A 19,704-nucleotide genomic window follows, 5' to 3' on the forward strand; every position below is an offset into this window, starting at 1 on the left:
CCTGAGGGACAGGACGCAGCTCAGGCGCGCAGGAAATGGTAGAGGTTGCGCAGCATGGCCGCCGTCGCACCCCAGATGAAGTAATGCTCGTACGGCATCGCATAAAACGTGCGCTTGCCCTTCCCTTCCGGCAGCGACACCGAGCGGCGCTCGTGGTTGGCGCCGGACATCAGGAAGCTCAAGGGGACTTCGAAGATCTCGGCCACCTCGCCCGGATCGGCGCTCAGCTCGAACGGCGGCGACACGATGGCGACCACTGGCGTCACGCGGTAGGCGCTGATGGTGACGTGTTCGGGCAGCACGCCGATGATTTCGACGTGGCGGCGGTGCAGGCCGATCTCTTCTTCCGCCTCGCGCAGGGCGGTCTCGATCGGCGAGGAATCCAGTTCTTCGGCGCGGCCGCCCGGGAAGCTGATCTGGCCGGCGTGGCTGGACAGGTGGTCGGTGCGGGTGGTCAGCAGCACGTGCAAACCGTCCGGCCGCTCGACCAGCGGCACCAGCACGGCGGCGCGGCGCAGGCGCAGGGCCGGCGCAGCCAGGGCTTCATCCGAGGCTTCCGGTTCCCACGGCAGGGTGCGTGCAAAGCGCGCGCGCACGGCCTCGGCAGTCAGGCGCTCGGGCGCGAGTGCGGGCTCGCCGGCGAGGCCTTCGACGGGCATGGCGAGGGGATCGAACACGGGCTTAACCAAAACACATTCCTCGAGTACATAAAGAAAAAGGCATCCTTGCGGATGCCTTTTTCAGAACACAGACGCTATTACTCAGCAGCAGCAACGATAGCTGCTTTGCGCTGCGGCAGCTTTTCCTTGATACGTGCCGATTTGCCCGAACGTTCGCGCAGGTAGTACAGCTTCGCACGACGCACGTCACCACGACGCTTCACTTCGATCGAAGCGATCAGCGGCGAGTACAGCTGGAACGTACGCTCAACGCCTTCGCCCGACGAGATCTTGCGAACGATGAAGTTCGAGTTCAGGCCGCGGTTACGACGCGAGATGACGACGCCTTCGTATGCCTGGGCGCGCTTGCGGTTGCCTTCGACGACGTTGACGCTGACGACGACGGTGTCGCCAGGTGCGAAATCAGGAATCGAGCGGCCGAGGCGCGCGATTTCTTCTTGCTCGAGTTGTTGGATCAGATCCATTTTTATCACTCCAAAAACCATCTTGCTGGCGCTGCTTATTTACAAAGCGTGCCCAGTAGAGGATGGGGTTGAACATGCGGGCAACATGCCCGCCGTACCATGCACATCAGTGCATTCTTACTCGGCAGGCTTGTCCAGCTCTGCCAGAAACTTTTCATCGGCCTTCGTCAGCTGGCCGGCGGCGCGCGCACGCTCCAGCTGATCCGGCCGTTTTTTCAATGTCGCCTCCAGCATGCGCTGGCGGCGCCACTTCATGATCTCGGCGTGGTTGCCGCCCATCAGGACCGGCGGTACCGGCTCGCCTTCGTAGACTTCCGGGCGCGTGTAATGCGGCGAATCCAGCAGGCCGTTGACGAAACTGTCTTCGACCGCCGAGGCTTCGTCGCCCAGCACGCCAGGCAGGAGCCGCACCACCGCATCCATCAGCGCCATCGCCGGCAATTCTCCGCCCGACAGCACGAAGTCGCCCAGCGAGATTTCCTCGTCGACGCAGCGGTCCAGCAATCGCTGGTCCACGCCTTCGTAGCGGCCGCACAGTACGACCAGTCCCGGCTCGTCCTTCAGCGCCACCACCCGCTCGTGCGTCAGCGGTTTGCCTTGCGGCGACATGAACACCACGCGCGGCGCCGGCAGGCCCAGCTCGACCTGGCGCGCCTTCGCGGCAGCGATCGCGGCTTCCAGGGGCTTGGCCAGCATCACCATCCCGGGGCCGCCGCCGTAGGGGCGGTCATCCACGGTGCGGTGGCGGTCCTGCGTGAAATCGCGCGGGTTCCAGATCGTCAAGCCCCAGCGTTCCTGCTCGATGCCGCGCCGGGTCACGCCCGACTGCGTCAAGGCGGCGAACATCTCTGGAAACAAGCTCACGACGTCAAACTGCATCGGGACCTCGCTTCACGTTAGAGACATCAATAATCCAGACCCCAGTCCAGGGTAATCAGCTTGCTGCCCAAGTCGACCTTCTTGACGAAGGCGTCGACAAACGGCACGAGGCGCTCCGACACTTTCGCGTCAGGAGCACCAGCATCGACGGGAGCGATCCTGAGGATCGACTGCGCGCCGTTGTGCATCATGTCGGTCACCTTGCCGAGGGCTTCGCCCTCCAGGTTGACCACATCCAGCCCGATCAGGTCGGACCAGTAGTATTCGTCTTCTTCGAGCTTCGGGAACTCGCTGCGCGCCACATGCACCGCCGCGCCCTTGAGCGCTTCGGCGTCATCGCGGTCGCGCATGCCGACCAGGGTGGCGACTACGTCGCCGCCATGCATCTTTGCCGTGCGCACCGAGACGGAACGCAGGGCCGGCTTGTCGAGCCACCAGGTTTTGACCTTCAGCAGCGCGTCGGCGTCGACGGAAAACGGGGTGACGCGCAGGCCGCCCACGATTCCGAACGCGCCGGACACATAGCCGACCTGGACCAGGTCGTCGGGAACTGCGTTCCCTGCTGCTGCCGAATCGGTCAAACCTTGTTTGCCTTACTTAGGCTGCAGGCTGCTGGTTTGCAACCAGGCGAGCAACGGTCGGCGACAGTTGTGCGCCAACGCCTTGCCAGTGAGCCAGACGGTCAGCAGCGATACGCAGGCCGACTTCAGCGCCCGAAGCCATCGGGTTGTAAAAACCGATGCGCTCGATGAAACGGCCATCGCGACGGTTACGCGAATCGGTTGCAACGATGTTGTAGAACGGGCGCTTTTTTGCGCCGCCACGAGCCAAACGGATAACGACCATAATATTTCCAAAAAGTTGTATTGGACGGAGAAAGCCGACGATTATAGCGCGTAAGCCTAGATAGGGGCAAGCGGTTATAGCAACACGGCGGACACGCAGCGTGAGGTTCGGCGAATTGAGCATTATCGCCTATTTTTCGCCACAAGGCCACTGCCAGGCAGCCTGCCCTACTCTTCGCCCATCAGGACGCGCAACATCCGTGCCGGATTGGCAAGGAAGTCGCGCGTGACGCGGTAGTGTTCCGTATCTTCGTAGGCGATCTCGCGGATGCCCTGTTCGCCGAACGCGTAAATGGTGGCGTTCGGGTAGGCCATCAGGATGGGGGAATGGGTGGCGATCACAAACTGGCAGCGCTGGCCGACCAGGTCGTGCAGGCGGCTGAGCAGGGCCAGCTGGCGCTGCGGTGAAAGAGCGGCCTCTGGTTCGTCGAGCAGGTAGAAGCCTTGTCCACCGAATCGTTCCATGAACAGGGTCAGGAAAGATTCGCCATGCGACTGGTTGTGCAGCGACTTGCCCCCGAAGGAATTGATGATCGGCGGCCCGCCCGCCGGATCCTCGTCGAGGCGTTCGATTTCGGTGCTGACGTTGTAGAAGCTCTCGGCGCGCAGGAAGAAACCGTCGCGCGGCCGCTCGATGCCGCGCACGTAGCGCAAATGCTCATGCAGGTCGGAATGGGAAGCGCGGGTCGCGAAGTGGAAGTTGCGGCTGCCGCCCTCGGCATTGAAGCCCATCCCAACCGCGATGGCTTCCAGCAGCGTCGACTTGCCCGAGCCGTTTTCTCCGACCAGGAAGGTGACGTTCGGATGCAATACCAGGCGCTCGATTGAGCGGATGGCCGGCAAGGTGAACGGAAAGAGCGGCGGCTCGACCGGGGCGGTCGGCTTCAGCTGGACTTCGGCGAGGTAAGAGCGTGTCTTGAGCATGGTAGTGTGACCGGACGAGCTACGGCAGAGTTCACGCAATGCGTGCCTTCCTTGTCATTTTGCACGATACTCGTGCTTTCCTGAACTTTTGGCAACGCTCATGGCTGTCCCGCACAAAAACAAGACCTTCGCCACCCTGCTCGCCCTGCTGCTGGGCGGCTTCGGCGCCCACCGCTTCTACCTGAAAGGCGGCACCGACCGGCTCGGGCTGCTGCACCTGTGCAGCCTGCCGGTCATCGGCATCCTGTATGGGGCGGTGCAGCCGCATCCCTTTTACGTGATGCTGCCGCTGCTGGTGTCGTATATCGCGGGCTTCGTGGAAGGCTTGGTCATCGGGCTGACGCCGGACGAGGCCTGGGATGGGCAATACAACAAGGGCAGCGGCAAGGCCTCGCGTTCCAACTGGATGCTGGCGCTGCTGCTGGTGCTGATCCTGGGGGTGGGTGCGATCGTGCTGATCGGGACCATCGCGCGGGTGTTCGATTTGCTGTACACGGGCGGCTCCTACGGCTGAGCCAGGACCAGCTCCCCCGCCGTGCACGGACCGTATGCCTGCTGCCGCCGCGGCCGCAGGCAAACGGATTGGCCGTGAATTTATCGCAAACCGTTGCTGCTATCCCAATATGATCGTGGCCGCACTTATTTCCTCTTAGAGAAGCTGCTTGTCGTATTTCTCGATCCGTTCTTCCACACTTGTGTAAAGCTGCTTGGATTTACCTGAAGCTTGCTTTGCCGATGGATTCCTGCTTCACCAAGGCCGGTTTCACCTTGTGCTCGCTCACAAGGCCAGTGCCTTCCCCTCCACAGGCCGACACGGTGGAACTCACCGCCATGTCTCTCAAGTTGATAGCCGCATTGATATCCCGATCATGCGTGGTTCCACATGCCGCGCAGCACCACTGCCGCTGCGCGAGGTAGAGGGTATCAATCCGAGTGCCGCAGCATGAGCAGGTTTTGCTGCTGGGGTACCAGCGATCTATTACGACAACCTGCCCGCCACACCATTCTGCCTTGTACTCTAGCTGACGGCGCAGCTCTGCAAAACCCATGTCCACAATGGCACGCGACAAGCGCCCGTTTTTCACCATGCCCTTCACATTTAAATCTTCAACGCCGATCGTGTGAAAGCGCCGTGTGATGTTGGTCGTTACCCTATGCAGACCATCGTGCCGGATAGCCGCAATGCGCGCGTGATGTCTGCCCAGCTTTCGCTTAGCTTTGACTCGATTGCGCGACCCCTTAACTTTCCGCGACAACGCTTTCGACAGCCGACGAAGCCGCTGCAGTGAATGCCGGAGGGCTTTTGGCCCGGTGAAGGTTTCGCCAGTGGAAAGCGTCGCCAGCCTGCTCACGCCGAGATCGACCCCGACCGCGCCTTGGTTTTCGGATGGCGGCCGGTGTGCGCGCTCGGGCACATCAACAGTGATGCTGGCATACCAGTGATCAGCGACCCGGCGGATGCATGCCGAGACAATGCGACCAGTAAAACGTAACCGTTCGCACATACGCACCCAGCCAAGTTTTGGAACACGGATGCGCTTGTCCTTGACCTGGAACTGGTCGTTACTCAGGGTGAATCGGTCGTCGCGCCCCTTGCAGCGGAACTTCGGATAACGGGCTCGGTGGGCAAAGAAATTCGAGAATGCACGTCCAAGCTGCAAGATCGCCATCTGTGGCGCGCACTTGGTGACCTCCAGCATCCAGGGGAATTCAATGCGCTTGATTGCGTTCAGCTTACGACCCAACGCTGCTTCGGTGGGCTTTGGCAGCGCAGGATCCACCAAGTAAGCCTGATACAGACAACCCCATTCATTCAACGCCCAGTTGTAAGCGAATCGGGCCACGCCAGCTGCCCGCGCCAAATGTGTGACTTGCACGTTATTAGGGTCGAGCCTAATTTTGTGGGCCATCAACATAGCATTTCCTTCACAGCAGGCTCACACCGTCGAGCAGCTTCTTAAAGCCCTAAAGGCCAGCGGTACTTCGGCAACACCCGCGGCGCCGTGCCGCTGACGATGACGATCTCGCGGTGCGCCGCCAGCTCCAGCTGCACCGGGTCACCCGTGAACGGCGTAAGCCGCTCGTTCTCGATCAGGTAGAAACGGATCGGTCCGGGCAAACCGGCCGTCCCCGCCGCGCCGAGCGGCTGCCGCCATAGCGCGAAGAACTGGCCCAGCGTGAACTTCTTCGGAACGTCGGTTTCGATGTGCACCACGCCCATCACGTCGTGGGTATGCAGTTCGTAGGTGCAGCCGCTGCGGCCGACGTTGTCGGGCAGGCCGATGCGCACCCCATCCTTGTAGATCGAGACGAGCGAGTGCAGGTGGTAGCTCTCGTTGATCAGGCAGCCCACGCCGTTCACGGGAAGGCGGTTGCCGGGCCCGGTCCAGGCCGCCCAGCCTGGCGGGCTGTTGATGGTGCCGGCGACCAGCTCGGTATAGGTGTCGGCGAGCACGATCTCGGGCGGCGGGCTCGGTTGGGCCGGCGGAGGTGGCGGTGGCTGCGGCGGATCCGGCGGGGCCGGCGGTGTCGGTTGCTGCGGCGGGGTGGGTGACGTCGGTGGCGGATCGGCGGCGGTCTTGCCACCGTCACTGTCGCCTCCCCCGCCGCAAGAGGCTAGCAGCAAGAGCGAGGATAGCGCGAGGGCTGGACAGCGGATATTGCGTCGTAGCTTTGATAGCATATCGGCTCCTGTATCGATGAGTGGATGGAGCCAGCATACGAACGCGGCCATGGTGCGCCGTTTGTTCAACATCAACCCATAAAAAAAGCGGCCCGCAGGCCGCTTCTCAACAACATTGATGCGCGGTCAGAACTGGTCGACGTCCAGCGCCAGCACGCCCGGTGCGCCTTCGACGATCGCAGTGCGCAGGCCAGGGGCCGTCGACACCACGTGGTCGGCGAAGAAGCGCGCGGTGGCGATCTTCGCGCGCAGGAAGGACGCATCGCCCTCGCCTGCCGCCAGCTTCTTCTGCGCGGCCAGGGCCGCACGCGCCATCTGCCAGCCGCCCAGCACGATGCCGGCCAGCTTCAGGTAGAGCACGCTGCCGGCGAACACGGCACGCACGTCCGACTTGGCATTCGCCACGACGAAGTCCACCACCTGCTCCAGCGCGACAGAGCCCGCAGCCAGCTGGCGGCGGATCGCGGCGAATTCTTCACCTTGCACTTCGCCCAGCTGCGCCTCGACAGCACGCACCTGTTCGATCAGCGACTTGGCCACGGCGCCGCCGTCGCGCACGGTCTTGCGGCCGACCAGGTCGTTGGCCTGGATCGCGGTGGTGCCTTCGTAGATCGTCAGGATCTTGGCGTCGCGGTAGTGCTGGGCCGCGCCGGTCTCCTCGATGAAGCCCATGCCGCCGTGCACCTGCACGCCGTCTCGCGCCACGTTCTCGCTCATCTCGGTCGACCAGCCCTTGATGATCGGGACCAGGTACTCATACACCGCGAGATTCGCTTTGCGGGTCGCTTCGTCGGCGTGGTTGTGCGCCAGGTCCGACAGTCCGGCGCCGACGTAGGCCAGCGCACGCGCCGCTTCGGTTTGCGAGCGCATCGACATCAGCATGCGGCGCACGTCCGGGTGGTTGATGATGGCGACTGGGCCCGGCGAACCGGCCACTTCGCGCGACTGCACGCGGTCTTTCGCAAACGCGACCGCCTGCTGGTAGGCGCGTTCGGCCAGGCCGACGCCCTGCATGCCGACGCCGAAGCGGGCCGCGTTCATCATGATGAACATGTATTCGAGGCCGCGGTTCTCTTCGCCCACCAGGGTGCCGATTGCTCCACCATGATCGCCGAATTGCAGCACAGCGGTCGGCGAGGCCTTGATGCCCAGCTTGTGTTCGATCGAGACGCAGTGCGCATCGTTGCGCGCGCCCAGCGAGCCGTCGGCGTTCACCATGAACTTCGGCACGATGAACAGCGAGATGCCCTTCACGCCCGCCGGTGCATCCGGGGTGCGCGCCAGCACGAGGTGGATGATGTTCTCCGCCATGTCGTGCTCGCCGTAAGTGATGAAGATCTTGGTACCGAAGATCTTGAAGGTGCCGTCGCCCTGCGGCTCGGCGCGGGTGCGCACGGCGGCGAGATCCGAACCGGCCTGCGGCTCGGTCAGGTTCATGGTGCCGGTCCACTTGCCGCTGATGAGCGGTTCGAGGAACAGCTTCTTCTGCTCGTCCGAGCCTGCGGTGAGCAGCGCCTCGATGGCGCCGTCGGTCAGCAGCGGGGCCAGCGCAAAGGACAGGTTCGCAGCGTGCAGCATTTCCATGCACGGCGTCGCGACCAGCTTCGGCAGGCCCTGGCCGCCGAATTCGCTCGGGTGCTGGATGCCCTGCCAGCCGCCGTCGGCAAACGCGCGGAAGGCTTCGCGGAAGCCCTTCGAGGTGGTGACGGTGCCGTCCTTCCAGAAGCTCGGCTCCTTGTCGCCCGCGTGGTTCAGCGGCGCGATGACTTCGCCGCAGAACTTCGCGCTTTCTTCCAGCACGGCGTCCACGGTGTCCGGGGTCGCGTCTTCGCAACCCGGGAGCTGGTTGATCTCTGCCAGGTTCGCTAGTTCGTTCAGCACGAACTGCATGTCTTTCAGCGGGGCTTGATAGCTCACCTTTGTCTCCTGATGTGAAAACGCCGTTCCGGCACGACCTGGGCCGCACGGGAACGACGATGGACAGCTTATGTGTGGGGATTAGCCCAGTTCTTTGACCAGCTGCGGCACGACTTCGAACAGATCGCCCACCAGGCCGTAATCAGCCACCGAGAAGATCGGCGCTTCCGGATCCTTGTTGATGGCGACGATGGTCTTCGAGTCCTTCATGCCGGCCAGGTGCTGGATCGCGCCCGAGATGCCGACTGCGATGTACAGGGTCGGCGCGACGATCTTGCCGGTCTGGCCAACCTGCCAGTCGTTCGGCACGAAGCCCGCGTCCACTGCCGCGCGCGAAGCGCCCATGGCGGCGCCCAGCTTGTCCGCCAGGGGTTCGAGCAGCTTGAAGTTCTCGGCCGAGCCGATGCCGCGGCCGCCCGACACGATGATCTTGGCGGCGGTCAGTTCCGGACGGTCCGACTTGGCCAGCTCGCGGCCCACGAAGGACGACTTGCCGACGTCGCCGACGGCGGCGATCTGCTCCACGGCGGCCGAACCGCCGGTAGCGGCGCTGTCGAAGGCGGTGCCGCGCACGGTGATGACCTTCACGCTGTCGCTCGACTGCACGGTGGCGATCGCGTTACCGGCGTAGATCGGGCGCTCGAAGGTGTCCGGCGAATCGACCTTGGTGATTTCCGAGATCTGGGCCACGTCCAGCTTGGCGGCCACGCGCGGCAGGATGTTCTTGCCGTAGGCGGTTGCCGGCGCCAGGATGTGCGAGTAGCTGCCGGCGATCGCCAGGATCTGCTCGGCGACGTTCTCGGCCAGGCCGTCGGCGAAGTGCGGCGCGTCGGCAACCAGCACCTTGGCCACGCCGGCGATCTGCGCGGCCGCTTCGGCGGCGGCGCCGCAACCGGAGCCGGCGACCAGGATGTGGACTTCGCCGCCGCACTGGGCGGCCGCGGTCACGGTGTGGTGGGTAGCGCCCTTGAGGGAGCCGTTGTCGTGTTCAGCAATGACGAGTGCGACCATGTTCTTTTCCTAATCTGGTTAGATGACTTTGGCTTCGGTGCGCAGTTTTTGCACCAGGGTCGCCACGTCGGGGACCTTGACGCCGGCCGAGCGCTTGGCCGGCTCGGTGACTTTCAGGGTCTTCAGGCGCGGGCTCACGTCGACGCCCAGGTCTTCCGGCTTGATGGTTTCCAGCGGCTTCTTCTTGGCCTTCATGATGTTCGGCAGCGTCACGTAGCGCGGCTCGTTCAGGCGCAGGTCGGTGGTGACGATGGCCGGCAGCGACAGGGCCACGGTTTCCAGGCCGCCGTCGACTTCGCGGGTTACGGTCACTTTACCGTCTTCCAGCACCACTTTCGAGGCGAAGGTGGCTTGCGGCCAGCCCAGCAGCGCAGCCAGCATCTGGCCGGTCTGGTTCGAATCGTCGTCGATCGCCTGCTTGCCGAGGATGATCAGCTGCGGCTGTTCCTTGTCGGCCAGCGCCTTCATGATCTTGGCCACGGCCAGCGGCTCGGTCTCGACACTGGTCTCGACCAGGATGCCGCGGTCGGCGCCGATCGCCATACCGGTACGCAGGGTTTCCTGGCACTGGGCCACGCCCACCGACACGGCGACCACTTCAGTGACCTTGCCGGCTTCCTTGAGGCGCGTGGCTTCTTCCAGCGCGATCTCGTCGAACGGGTTCATCGACATTTTGACATTGGCGATATCCACGCCGCTGCCGTCGGATTTGACGCGGACCTTGACGTTGTAGTCGACCACGCGTTTGACGGGTACCAGGACTTTCATAGGGTGCCTTTAGAAAATGGAATGGGGACAGACGAAAATGGCCTAGATTATAAGAGAAATTCGGCTTCAGGTCGAAATTAAAGCACGATCGTGCGATTTTTTTTAGAGGATTTCGACTAAATCGCGATCATGAGGCTTAGGGAGAGAAAGAAACGGGGCTGGCGCAGGCCTGCCCCGCTGTCGCAGCGCGCAAAAGAGGCTTACTTGCGGCGCATCAGGAAGGTGAATTCGCCGTTCTCGACGGTGTGGGCCAGCAGGGCGTTGCCGGTCTGCTTGGCGAAGGCCTGGAAGTCGCGCACGGAACCGGTATCGGTCGCCACGATGCGCAGCACCTGGCCGCTTTCCATTTCGGCGAGTGCCTTCTTGGCTTTGAGGATCGGCAGCGGACAATTCAGCCCGCGCGCATCCAGGTCTCTCTGGAATTCCATGGTATCAATGTCGATAGTGATGTCGCTCATCGCTTGCCTGCATAGTAGGAGGTGCTCGGAAGTCGAATACTACTCCTTTTCCGGCAGTATGACGCAGCGCACCAAAATAGTCATATATTGTTGCACGCCTGCAACCGATTGTAAAATTATCCATGCTTGCGCACCACGGCTTGACACAAGCCGCGGTGGACGGCACCACCATGGTGCGATACAGGGTAGATACGACCCCCTTCCCCTGATTGCAAGCGAACTCAGCCTTCGCGCGGGATGTCGAAAAAGATTACACAAATTGGAAACGTTACCAACCGTTCATCGTTAAGTGCTTGATTCGGCAAGAAACCGCTCAGGTGGCACAGGTTTTGCACTTCTGGTGACTCCACAACAAGGAGACCACAATGTTCGCAAACCTGCTTCGAAGCGCCCTGCTGTGCACGGCGTTCCTCCTCGGCGGCGCCAGCGTCGCCGCACCCATCGAGTTCGTTCCGCCGAATGACGGGGTCGGCACCGACTACCCTGCCGCCAACGACAGCTGGTGGATGGGCCGCGGCATCACCTTCGGCGTCAACGCGCGCCAGTCCCTGTCCAGCATCGGCTTCCTGCATGACCTGAGCAACATGGACGTGACCTATGGCCTGTACGAGATCTCGACCAACGGCATCACCTTGGCCAAGCTGGCCACGCTCGCCAGCGGCGGCTCGACCGTCACCACGAACGGGCGCGACTGGATCGACTACGCGCTGGGTGGCGTAGTGCTCGATACGGGCAAGCTGTATCTGCTGGAGTTCGCGTTTGCCGGAGAGGCCAACAGCAACTTCTACTACAACAACGAGAACGTGCTGTGGGATCAGGGGGCCTTCGTGGGGCTGGATGGGGCGATGGGGCCCGAGGTGCTGAACTTCGTGGTGGCGGCGTTCCGGCTGGACGCGCAGGATGCGGCCGCGGTGCCGGAGCCCGGTTCGATCGCTTTGCTTCTGGTCGGCGCAGCGGCGCTTGTACGGCGCCGCTCGCGTCGCTGATTTGTCGGGTGGATCGGCGTCGCCGGCCACCAATGAAAACGCCGCCCGAAGGCGGCGTTATTTGCGGATCAAGCGCCCAACTTAAGCGCGCTCACCCACCCAGCCAGCCACGCCGGCCAGTGCCTGCGGCAGACCTGCAGGATCGGTACCGCCGGCCTGCGCCATGTCCGGACGGCCGCCGCCCTTGCCGCCCACCTGCTGGGCGACGAAGTTCACCAGCTCGCCGGCCTTGACCTTGCCGGTGGCGTCCTTGGTCACGCCCGCGATCAGGCTGACCTTGCCGTCTGCGACGCTGGCCAGCACGATGGCGGCGGTCTTCAGCTTGTCCTTCAGCTTGTCCATGGTTTCGCGCAGCGCGGTGACGTCGGCGCCTTCCATGGTCGCGGCCAGCACCTTGATGCCGTTGACGTCGATGGCCTTGGTCACCAGCTCGTCGCCCTGCCCTGCGGCCAGCTTCGACTTCAGCGCGGCCACTTCCTTCTCGAGCAGTTTCACCTGGTCCTGCACCTGGGCGATGCGCGACGGCAGTTCGTCCGGGCTGGTCTTCAGGGCGCCGGCGGCTTCCTGCAGCTTGCGGTTGATCGACTGCACCAGCGCCAGCGCGCCTTCGCCAGTCACGGCTTCGACGCGGCGGATGCCGGCTGCGACGCCGCCTTCCGACACGATCTTGAACAGGCCGATGTCGCCGGTGCGGGTGACGTGCACGCCGCCGCACAGCTCTTTCGAAGAACCGATGTCCAGCACGCGCACGGTGTCGCCGTACTTCTCTCCGAACAGCGCCATCGCGCCATGCTTCACGGCGTCGTCGAAACTCATGTGGTGCGACTGGGTCGCGTGGTTCTCGAGGATCTCGCGGTTGACGATGGCTTCAACCTTCGCGATTTCTTCCGCGGTCAGCGGAGCGCCGTGGCTGAAGTCGAAACGGGTCTTCTCCGCGTCGACCAGCGAGCCTTTCTGCTGCACGTGGCTGCCCAGCACTTCGCGCAAGGCTTTGTGCATCAGGTGGGTCGCCGAGTGGTTGCGGATGGTACGCGCACGCTTGACGGTGTCGACCTGCGCGTCGACGGTGTCGCCGACCTTCAGCGAACCTTCACGCAGCACGCCGTGGTGGCCGAAGACTTCCGCCTGGATCTTCAGGGTGTCCTCGACTTCGAACACGTTGCTGGCGGTCTTGATCACGCCCTGGTCGCCGACCTGGCCGCCCGACTCCGCATAGAACGGGGTGGTGTCGAGCACCACGATGCCTTCCTGACCGGCCTTCAGCTCCTGGACCGAGACGCCGTCGGCGTACAGGGCCAGCACGTGGGTATTGTGGGCCAGCGATTCATAGCCGACGAACTTGGTCTTCTCGCCCGCGTACTCGACCTTGGCGGCCATCTTGAACTTGCCGGCGGCGCGCGCGGTCTTCTTCTGCTGCTCCATGGCGGCCGTGAAGCCGGCTTCGTCCAGCGTCACGCCGCGCTCGCGGCAGATGTCGGCGGTCAGGTCCAGCGGGAAGCCGTAGGTGTCGTACAGGGTGAAGGCGGTAGCGCCGTCCAGGTTCTTCGCATCTTTCGCAAGCTGCGCTTCCAGGATCTTCATGCCGTTTTCCAGGGTCTCGCCGAAACGCTCCTCCTCGGCCTTCAGCACCTGGGCAACACGGTCCTTGGCTTCGCGCAGCTCCGGATAGGCGTCGCCCATCTCGATGTCGAGGTCGGCCACCAGCTTGTAGAAGAAAGGCTTGGTCTGGCCCAGCTTGTGGCCGTGGCGCAGCGCGCGGCGAATGATGCGGCGCAGGACGTAGCCGTGGCCTTCGCTGCTCGGGATGATGCCGTCGACGATCATGAAGGACGCGGCGCGGATGTGGTCGGCGATGACCTTCAGCGAGTTGTTCGCCAGGTCGGTCACACCGGTTTCGCGGGCGGCGGCCTTGATCAGGTTCTGGAACAGGTCGATCTCGTAGTTGCTGTGCACGTGCTGCAGCACGGCGGCCAGGCGCTCCATGCCCATGCCGGTGTCGATCGACGGCTTCGGCAGCGGGGTCAGGGTGCCCGACTCGTCGCGGTTGAACTGCATGAACACCAGGTTCCAGATCTCGATGAAGCGGTCGCCGTCTTCCTCGGCCGAACCCGGAGGGCCGCCCCAGATGTCGGCGCCGTGGTCGTAGAACACTTCGGTGCACGGGCCGCATGGGCCGGTGTCGGCCATCTGCCAGAAGTTGTCGGAAGCGTAGCGCGCACCCTTGTTGTCGCCGATGCGGATGATGCGCTCTTTCGGCACGCCGATTTCATTGGCCCAGATGTCGTAGGCCTCGTCATCCTCGAAGTAGACGGTGACGGTCAGCTTCTCGGCCGGCAGCATGTAGACCTTGGTCAGCAGCTCCCAGCAGTAGTTGATCGCGTCGCGCTTGAAATAGTCGCCGAAGCTGAAGTTACCCAGCATCTCGAAGAAGGTGTGGTGGCGCGCGGTGTAGCCGACGTTTTCCAGGTCGTTGTGCTTGCCGCCGGCGCGCACGCAGCGCTGCACGGAAGTGGCGCGCGAGTACGGGCGCGTATCCAGGCCCAGGAACACATCCTTGAACTGCACCATTCCGCTGTTGGTCAGCAGCATGGTCGGGTCGTTGCCCGGCACCAGCGGGCTGGAACGGACGATGGTGTGGCCTTTGGACTCGAAGAACTTGAGGAACTTTTCGCGGATTTCGGAGGATTTCATGTCGTAAGGGCGGAATGAGGGAGCGTGCGCTATAAAAAAACGATTATAGCGTAGCTGCTTGCCGGAATATTGGTCCGGGTGATATTTACGGATTGTGGGGGGAAGGAGGTGCTGCGGGGGTGCGACGGACTTGGGTCCCGGCCTTCGCCGGGACGACGGTCTGAAGGCTAACGGAAGAATAGTCGCAACACTATTCATCCTGCAGCCTTAATACGTCGTCCCGGCGAAGGCCGGGACCCAATTTGAATTTCGCTTAACGCAGCAGCGACAAAACAGCCCGCGGCTGGCTATTCGCCTGCGCCAGCATCGCCGACGCCGCCTGCTGCAGGATCTGCGACCTGGTCAGCCCCGCCGCCGAGCCGGCGTAATCGATGCCCTCGATCCGCTCCTTGGCCGCCGCCGTGTTGGCGTAATTGGTCTGCAGCGAGCTTGCCGCCACGTCCAGGCGGTTGCTGGACGCGCCTGCAACCACGCGCTGCTGGTTCACGTACTCCAGCGCCTGGTCGACGTGCAGCAGCGCCACCGCGCCACGCTTCATGTCCAGGCTGGCCAGCCCGAGCGCGGAGGCGTTGATGGCGCCGAATTCCATGTCGATCAGGTCGCCCGCGCCGTCGCCCACCTGGACCTGTACCCGGCGCGTGCCGGTCGCGCCGCCCAGCTCCGGATACACGACCTCGAAGCCGCTCAGGCCATCGCTGGCATTGTTGTCGCCCGTGTCGGCCACCACGCTGCGCGCGGTCTTGACCGCCTTGCCGTCCGCGTCGAAGCCGCCGATGGCGCCGGTGTCGGCATTGGTCACGTTGATATTCGAACCGATGTAGGCGACGCCGTTGGCGCCGAAATCGGTGAGGAAGGCCGCGGTGTTGGCGATCTTGCCGCCCGTCACGGCGTTCAGCGCGGTGTTCAGGTCGGCGCTCTGGTTCTGGGTCAGGTACTGCATGACGCCCTTGATGCCGCCCTCCACGCCCAGGCCCTTGAGCTTGTCGTGCAGGTAGCGCGAGGCGACATAGCCGCCCTCGTAACTGAAGCCGCCGCCCGCGATGGTGCTGACGATACTGGCCGCGGAGGCGGGGTTCACCCGCTCGTCGGCGCCGTGGATGAGTTCCGCCGTGCCCTCGATGAACCACTGCGGCAGCGAATTGAAGTTCATCGAGCGCGACATGATGGCGTGCGCCATCTCGTGCGCGATGATGCGGTCGCTGTAGAAAGGCGCGCCGCCGCCGTCCGCCGTGGTGCCGGTACCGAAGTCGGCCATGTCGATGTTCAGGTGGACATTGGAGAACTTGCCGCCGGAGATGTTGCCGGAGACCGAGGCCAGCACGCCGGATGCGCCGTCCGTGGTGTCCAGGTTGACGGTCAGCTTGACGCCGTCGGCCTGCAGGCCGAACAGGTCTTTCAGCATCTTTTCCGAGGAGCTCAGCCAGCCGGTCTTGAGGCCGTCGATCACCGCCCGCTTCTTTTCGTCCTGCCCGCCGATGCTGAGGCGTTCCTGCGAAAAGATGGTCTCGCCGTTGAACTGGGTCTGCGCCGCGACCTGGTTGATGTGGTTCAGGATCTCGTTCGCCTCGCTCTGCAGCGTATTGCGGTCCTTGTCGCTGTAGCTGCCGTTGCCGGACGCGACCGCCAGTTCGCGCAGGCGCTGCAGGCTGTCGGAGACGTTGGCCAGTGCCCCATCCGCCACCTGCAGCATCGAGCTGCCGTCGCTGATCGCGCGCATCGCCTGGGTATTGCCGCGCAGGCTCGCGTCCATGCGCGCGGCAATGGCCTGGCCCGCCGCGTCGTCCGAAGCCTTGTTGATGCGCGTGCCCGCCGTCAGGCGAGTGATCAAGGACTCCTGCGCAGCCACGTGCTTGCCGAGGCTGCGCTGGGCATTGAGCGACAGCGTATTGTTATTAATTGACAATGACATGACAGCCATCCGTTTTGGCAGTTGTCACAACTTATCGACAACCGGTCAATTTTCTGAAGGGTATTCTTAAAATATTTATATGGCCAGATTCAGGCCATGTTGGGGCCGATCAAATCGACCCGGTCGGTGCAGAAGGCTTCGACGCCCCAGTCCAGCAGTTCGCGCGCCCGCACCGGCTCGTTGACCGTGTAGCAGAACAGCCCGAAGCCGCCATCGCGCACGGCCTGGGCCAGTTCAAGCGTCAGGTGGCGGTGGTTGGTGTGGATCGCGACCGCCTCCACCGAGCGCGCCAGCGGCTCCCAGCCGGGCGGCAGCTCGCTCATCAGGCAGGCGCGCGGCAGGTCCGGGGCGGCGTCGCGCGCCGCCTCCAGCGCTGCCAGGCTGAACGAGGACAGCAGCGGCGCCCGTTCGAGCTGCCCGGCTGCGAGCTCGTCGGCGAACATGGCGCGGGTGATGCGCGCCACCGTCTCCCCGGTCTCGCGGTCGAAACCGCGCGCCGGCTTGACCTCGATGTTCATCCAGATGCCGTTCGCCTTGCAGTACTGGGCGAATTCGACGAACAGGGGCACCGGTTCGCCGCGGTAATCGGGGCCGAACCAGCTGCCGGCGTCCATCCGCGCCAGTTCCAGGGCGTCATAATCAAACACATGGCCGGCGCCGCTCACGGTGCGGCCGAGGTAGGGGTCGTGCATCACCACCGGCACGCCGTCGCGCGCCAGCATGACGTCGAACTCCACTGCGCGGAAGCCGAAATCCATGCCGCGCTTCAAGCCGGCAAAGGTGTTTTCGGGAGCCAGCGTGCCGCCGCCGCGATGGGCCAGGATCCGGGGATAACGCCACATGCCGCACTCCTCCCGTTGGGGTCAGGTGACCGCGCCGCTGCCGATCTGCCGTCCCAGTACCAGGAACAGCACCACGTTCAGCACCACAGTCAGGTAGAACTTCCATTGGAACGACGTCTTTGAAGTCTTGTGCCGCAGCCATTGTTGCGCAAGCAGTCCGCCGGGCCAGCCACAGGCCAGCCCAAGCAGCAGCAGGGTCGATTCCGGCGTGCGCCAGTCGCCGCGCCGGGCCGCCGCCTTGTCGATCGCATAGGCCACGAAGCAGCTCAGGCTGATCGCCAGATAGGCTCCGCCGACCAGCAGCGGCAAGTCCCACAGGACGGTCGCAGCGGCGTACATCAGAGCGAACAGCAGGAGCGGCAGGTAAGGCATGCGAGGAAGCTTAACCCGGCTTTCGGGAAAATGTCTACATGGAAACAAAATACTGCTTTCAGTGGTCGGGCGTTGGATAACGAACAGAGAATGCACGGTCAAAGCGCCTACGCTCATCCTTCGACATGAAGCAAGGGAGTACGACATGGCATTTGACCTTGGCAATCTACTGAACCAGTACCTGGGTGGCGCCGCCGCCAACCAGCAGCAGGCCCACGACGACTTCGACCGCGTAGCGCAAAACGCGCCGCAGGACGTGCTGGCGCGCGGCGTGACGGGCGCGCTGCGCTCCGACCAGACCCCGCCCTTCCCCCAGATGGTAAGCCAGATGTTCGGCCAAAGCGACCCGCATCAGCGGGCCGGCATGCTGAACCAGCTGCTGACCACGCTCGGCCCGGCCGTGCTGGCCCAGTTGGGCAGTGGCGGATTGGGCGGCCTCGGCAACCTGTTCGGCGGCCGTACGCCGACCCAGGTGACGCCGGAGCAGGCCTCGCAGGTGTCACCCGAGCAGGTGCGCGAGCTGGCCGAAAAGGCCGAGCAGGAAAATCCGAGCATCGTCGACCGCATGGGCGACTTCTACGCCCAGAACCCGACGCTGGTGAAAGCCATCGGCGGCGCGGCCCTCGCGATCGCACTCGGCCACATGGCGCAGAACATGCGCCGCCACTAATCACTCATCAACCAGAGAGGACTGTATGGGCATCCTGAGCAATATCTTCAGCAAGATCTTCCCGAAATCGCACGCCGCCAACAAGGGACCGGCGGCACAGCCGCAGGCCCAGGCGCCGGCGCCTGCCGCTCCGCAGGCCGCGCCACAGGCAGCCCCGCAGGCCGCTCCACAGGCCCAGCCGCAGGCTGCGCCGGCGATGATGGACCAGGTCGACGTCGAGGAGATCCTGACCAACATGCAGAAATCCTCGGGCCAGCAGCTGAACTGGCGCACCTCCATCGTCGACCTGATGAAGCTGCTCGGCCTGGACAGCAGCCTGCAGGCGCGCAAGGAACTGGCCGCCGAGCTGCACTACACCGGCGACACCAGCGACTCGGCCTCGATGAACATCTGGCTGCACCGCCAGGTCATGAACAAGCTGGCGGCCAATGGCGGCAAGGTGCCGGCCGACCTGCGCGACTGATCTAGTCGGCCAAGGACGTATTCGCCGGGGTCCCGCACGAGAAGCAGAAGCGGGCAAAGGCGTTCTTGCGGCTGCTGCAGCCGCCGCAGCGATCGAACAGGCCGATGCCGCAGTGCGGGCAGTAATCGACGCTGGTGTCCTTCAGGTCGACCGGGCGCTCGCAGCCCGGGCACACGCCCTTGCCCAGCCGGGCAAGGGCGGCGTCGTAGCGCAGCGTCCGGCGGCGCTGCACGTCCGGCAGCGCTTCCGCTTCCTTTTGGCGCGCGAGGTAATGCTGCAGCGATTGGATCGCGTAGCGCCCGACCAGGAATGTCACCACGATGCCGACCAGGTAGCGGACATAGCCGCCATAGCTCGGCAGGTAAGGCACCAGCTCGAAGAAGAAGGTGAATACCGCAAAGATGATAAAGCCCCACACGAAGGGCCAGTAAGCTCCTTTACGCTTGCGCGCAAACATCCAGCCGGCGATCACCAGCAATGGTAGCGTCAGCGCCAGGCGGTACAGGAAAACGCGCAGTTCCTTGGCCCGCGCCGCATCGACGTAGGCGGTCCGAGCCGGGTCTTGCATCTTCTCCCAGCGGTCCTCTGCCACTTGCAGAGCCTGGTTTGCATCGAGAAGAATCTGTTCCTGGGCTTGCACCGCAGCGAGGGCAGCGCGCTCCTGCGCTTCCAGGGCGTCGAGGGCGCGCGTGCGCGTAATGAGTTCGGGATCCTGGTCAGGCCGGGAGGTAGCGTGGCGGGTCGCCAGCCAGTTGTCAAAGGTTTCGCGTGCCGAGCGGGTATTCGAGCGCGCCACCTCATGCTTCTGCTTGGCCTGCTCAAAGGCGAGCTGGGCGGTATCGCGCTTGCCCTGCGCGCTCTCCTGCTCGCCCCGCAGCCGGGCGACCTGGGCCGAGTCCATGAACTGCTCGACCGTGAGCTCCGGCTCGACATCCCACAGGTTCCCGACAATAGCGCTGCCGAGACCGATTAGGAAGGCGGCGAATGCGAACGCAACAAGCCATAACGCCCGTTGCAGCCATTTCTCGGTGAAGCGCAAGCCTTTGCTCATGGACTTCCTCCAGTAAGGGTGAAGCCGCCAGCTTGCCACGGAAAGAAAGTGCGCTCTAGCATCAAACGCAAGAGCATCACCCGTTGCCACG

General features: G+C 63.8%; 21 protein-coding genes. 4 read left to right on the forward strand and 17 right to left on the reverse strand.

What is annotated here, in order from left to right; all coding sequences use genetic code 11:
• Positions 1-20: 20 nt before the first annotated feature.
• From GV068_RS03360 to GV068_RS03385, 6 genes are all read right to left on the reverse strand, one after another.
• On the reverse strand, positions 21-659 hold the full coding sequence (locus GV068_RS03360) for a CoA pyrophosphatase (protein WP_159704520.1): 639 nt from the start codon (positions 657-659) through the stop codon (positions 21-23).
• Positions 660-757: 98 nt separating this feature from the next.
• Entirely contained in the window at positions 758-1,144 is a 387-nt protein-coding gene (gene rplS / locus GV068_RS03365; protein WP_159695995.1) for a 50S ribosomal protein L19, read from the reverse strand.
• 117 nt (positions 1,145-1,261) lie between these two features.
• Positions 1,262-2,023 (reverse strand): tRNA (guanosine(37)-N1)-methyltransferase TrmD, encoded by a 762-nt coding sequence (gene trmD, locus GV068_RS03370; protein ID WP_159695996.1) that lies wholly within the window; start codon positions 2,021-2,023, stop codon positions 1,262-1,264.
• A 26-nt stretch (positions 2,024-2,049) separates the two neighbouring features.
• Complete coding sequence (gene rimM / locus GV068_RS03375) at positions 2,050-2,604, reverse strand: ribosome maturation factor RimM (RefSeq protein ID WP_159695997.1); 555 nt, start codon at positions 2,602-2,604, stop codon at positions 2,050-2,052.
• 16 nt (positions 2,605-2,620) lie between these two features.
• The gene (gene rpsP, locus GV068_RS03380) at positions 2,621-2,869 is read right to left on the reverse strand and encodes a 30S ribosomal protein S16 (RefSeq protein WP_036216003.1); all 249 of its coding nucleotides are present in this window, start codon (positions 2,867-2,869) and stop codon (positions 2,621-2,623) included.
• Positions 2,870-3,036: 167 nt separating this feature from the next.
• Complete coding sequence (locus GV068_RS03385; RefSeq protein ID WP_159695998.1) at positions 3,037-3,792, reverse strand: AAA family ATPase; 756 nt, start codon at positions 3,790-3,792, stop codon at positions 3,037-3,039.
• Positions 3,793-3,892: 100 nt separating this feature from the next.
• On the opposite strand from GV068_RS03385, the gene GV068_RS03390 reads away from it, so the two are divergent.
• On the forward strand, positions 3,893-4,306 hold the full coding sequence (locus GV068_RS03390) for an NINE protein (protein ID WP_159695999.1): 414 nt from the start codon (positions 3,893-3,895) through the stop codon (positions 4,304-4,306).
• A 199-nt stretch (positions 4,307-4,505) separates the two neighbouring features.
• Here GV068_RS03390 and GV068_RS03395 read toward each other — a convergent pair whose 3' ends face one another.
• The 6 genes from GV068_RS03395 to GV068_RS03420 form a co-directional block, all read right to left on the reverse strand.
• Complete coding sequence (locus GV068_RS03395) at positions 4,506-5,708, reverse strand: RNA-guided endonuclease TnpB family protein (protein ID WP_159696000.1); 1,203 nt, start codon at positions 5,706-5,708, stop codon at positions 4,506-4,508.
• Positions 5,709-5,749: 41 nt separating this feature from the next.
• Positions 5,750-6,247, reverse strand: a complete 498-nt coding sequence (locus tag GV068_RS03400; RefSeq protein WP_159696001.1) for a hypothetical protein — start codon at positions 6,245-6,247, stop codon at positions 5,750-5,752.
• Between the two features lie 354 nt (positions 6,248-6,601).
• On the reverse strand, positions 6,602-8,392 hold the full coding sequence (locus tag GV068_RS03405) for an acyl-CoA dehydrogenase (protein WP_159696002.1): 1,791 nt from the start codon (positions 8,390-8,392) through the stop codon (positions 6,602-6,604).
• A gap of 81 nt (positions 8,393-8,473) precedes the next feature.
• Positions 8,474-9,403, reverse strand: coding sequence for an electron transfer flavoprotein subunit alpha/FixB family protein (locus tag GV068_RS03410; protein WP_159696003.1), 930 nt, complete (start codon positions 9,401-9,403; stop codon positions 8,474-8,476).
• 18 nt (positions 9,404-9,421) lie between these two features.
• Complete coding sequence (locus GV068_RS03415; RefSeq protein WP_159696004.1) at positions 9,422-10,171, reverse strand: electron transfer flavoprotein subunit beta/FixA family protein; 750 nt, start codon at positions 10,169-10,171, stop codon at positions 9,422-9,424.
• A gap of 200 nt (positions 10,172-10,371) precedes the next feature.
• Positions 10,372-10,599: a sulfurtransferase TusA family protein gene (locus GV068_RS03420; RefSeq protein WP_036216507.1), complete on the reverse strand. Its 228-nt coding sequence runs from the start codon at positions 10,597-10,599 to the stop codon at positions 10,372-10,374.
• 395 nt (positions 10,600-10,994) lie between these two features.
• Here GV068_RS03420 and GV068_RS03425 point away from each other — a divergent pair, with 395 nt between their 5' ends.
• A complete protein-coding gene (locus GV068_RS03425) occupies positions 10,995-11,615 on the forward strand; it encodes a PEP-CTERM sorting domain-containing protein (RefSeq protein ID WP_159696005.1) in 621 nt (206 codons plus the stop codon).
• Positions 11,616-11,696: 81 nt separating this feature from the next.
• Here the strand turns inward: GV068_RS03425 and alaS are convergent, their stop codons facing one another.
• From alaS to GV068_RS03445, 4 genes are all read right to left on the reverse strand, one after another.
• A complete protein-coding gene (gene alaS, locus GV068_RS03430; RefSeq protein ID WP_159696006.1) occupies positions 11,697-14,306 on the reverse strand; it encodes an alanine--tRNA ligase in 2,610 nt (869 codons plus the stop codon).
• Between the two features lie 253 nt (positions 14,307-14,559).
• Positions 14,560-16,215, reverse strand: a complete 1,656-nt coding sequence (locus GV068_RS03435; RefSeq protein ID WP_159696007.1) for a flagellinolysin — start codon at positions 16,213-16,215, stop codon at positions 14,560-14,562.
• Positions 16,216-16,304: 89 nt separating this feature from the next.
• Complete coding sequence (gene ugpQ / locus GV068_RS03440) at positions 16,305-17,057, reverse strand: glycerophosphodiester phosphodiesterase (RefSeq protein ID WP_159696008.1); 753 nt, start codon at positions 17,055-17,057, stop codon at positions 16,305-16,307.
• Positions 17,058-17,078: 21 nt separating this feature from the next.
• Positions 17,079-17,429 carry a DUF1294 domain-containing protein gene (locus tag GV068_RS03445; RefSeq protein ID WP_159696009.1) on the reverse strand — a complete coding sequence of 117 codons (351 nt, stop codon included), beginning with the start codon at positions 17,427-17,429 and terminating at the stop codon, positions 17,079-17,081.
• Between the two features lie 145 nt (positions 17,430-17,574).
• Here GV068_RS03445 and GV068_RS03450 point away from each other — a divergent pair, with 145 nt between their 5' ends.
• Both GV068_RS03450 and GV068_RS03455 read left to right on the forward strand, forming a co-directional pair.
• Entirely contained in the window at positions 17,575-18,099 is a 525-nt protein-coding gene (locus GV068_RS03450) for a hypothetical protein (protein WP_229463646.1), read from the forward strand.
• A 25-nt stretch (positions 18,100-18,124) separates the two neighbouring features.
• The gene (locus GV068_RS03455) at positions 18,125-18,562 is read left to right on the forward strand and encodes a DUF3597 domain-containing protein (protein ID WP_159696010.1); all 438 of its coding nucleotides are present in this window, start codon (positions 18,125-18,127) and stop codon (positions 18,560-18,562) included.
• Position 18,563: 1 nt separating this feature from the next.
• Here the strand turns inward: GV068_RS03455 and GV068_RS03460 are convergent, their stop codons facing one another.
• Complete coding sequence (locus GV068_RS03460; RefSeq protein ID WP_159696011.1) at positions 18,564-19,613, reverse strand: zinc ribbon domain-containing protein; 1,050 nt, start codon at positions 19,611-19,613, stop codon at positions 18,564-18,566.
• Positions 19,614-19,704: the final 91 nt, after the last annotated feature.

The sequence above is a fragment of the Massilia sp. 9I genome, from assembly GCF_902506415.1.
Classification (GTDB): domain Bacteria; phylum Pseudomonadota; class Gammaproteobacteria; order Burkholderiales; family Burkholderiaceae_D; genus Telluria.

Bases quoted from the DNA above. Each gene is read 5' to 3' on its own strand.
- GV068_RS03360 (WP_159704520.1), bottom strand. From the start codon at position 659: ATGCCCGTCGAAGGCCTCGCCGGCGAGCCCGCACTCGCGCCCGAGCGC.
- rplS (WP_159695995.1), bottom strand. From the start codon at position 1,144: ATGGATCTGATCCAACAACTCGAGCAAGAAGAAATCGCGCGCCTCGGC.
- trmD (WP_159695996.1), bottom strand. From the start codon at position 2,023: ATGCAGTTTGACGTCGTGAGCTTGTTTCCAGAGATGTTCGCCGCCTTG.
- rpsP (WP_036216003.1), bottom strand. From the start codon at position 2,869: ATGGTCGTTATCCGTTTGGCTCGTGGCGGCGCAAAAAAGCGCCCGTTC.
- GV068_RS03385 (WP_159695998.1), bottom strand. From the start codon at position 3,792: ATGCTCAAGACACGCTCTTACCTCGCCGAAGTCCAGCTGAAGCCGACC.
- GV068_RS03390 (WP_159695999.1), top strand. From the start codon at position 3,893: ATGGCTGTCCCGCACAAAAACAAGACCTTCGCCACCCTGCTCGCCCTG.
- GV068_RS03395 (WP_159696000.1), bottom strand. From the start codon at position 5,708: ATGTTGATGGCCCACAAAATTAGGCTCGACCCTAATAACGTGCAAGTC.
- GV068_RS03410 (WP_159696003.1), bottom strand. From the start codon at position 9,403: ATGGTCGCACTCGTCATTGCTGAACACGACAACGGCTCCCTCAAGGGC.
- GV068_RS03415 (WP_159696004.1), bottom strand. From the start codon at position 10,171: ATGAAAGTCCTGGTACCCGTCAAACGCGTGGTCGACTACAACGTCAAG.
- GV068_RS03420 (WP_036216507.1), bottom strand. From the start codon at position 10,599: ATGGAATTCCAGAGAGACCTGGATGCGCGCGGGCTGAATTGTCCGCTG.
- GV068_RS03425 (WP_159696005.1), top strand. From the start codon at position 10,995: ATGTTCGCAAACCTGCTTCGAAGCGCCCTGCTGTGCACGGCGTTCCTC.
- alaS (WP_159696006.1), bottom strand. From the start codon at position 14,306: ATGAAATCCTCCGAAATCCGCGAAAAGTTCCTCAAGTTCTTCGAGTCC.
- GV068_RS03435 (WP_159696007.1), bottom strand. From the start codon at position 16,215: ATGTCATTGTCAATTAATAACAATACGCTGTCGCTCAATGCCCAGCGC.
- ugpQ (WP_159696008.1), bottom strand. From the start codon at position 17,057: ATGTGGCGTTATCCCCGGATCCTGGCCCATCGCGGCGGCGGCACGCTG.
- GV068_RS03445 (WP_159696009.1), bottom strand. From the start codon at position 17,429: ATGCCTTACCTGCCGCTCCTGCTGTTCGCTCTGATGTACGCCGCTGCG.
- GV068_RS03450 (WP_229463646.1), top strand. From the start codon at position 17,575: ATGGCATTTGACCTTGGCAATCTACTGAACCAGTACCTGGGTGGCGCC.
- GV068_RS03455 (WP_159696010.1), top strand. From the start codon at position 18,125: ATGGGCATCCTGAGCAATATCTTCAGCAAGATCTTCCCGAAATCGCAC.
- GV068_RS03460 (WP_159696011.1), bottom strand. From the start codon at position 19,613: ATGAGCAAAGGCTTGCGCTTCACCGAGAAATGGCTGCAACGGGCGTTA.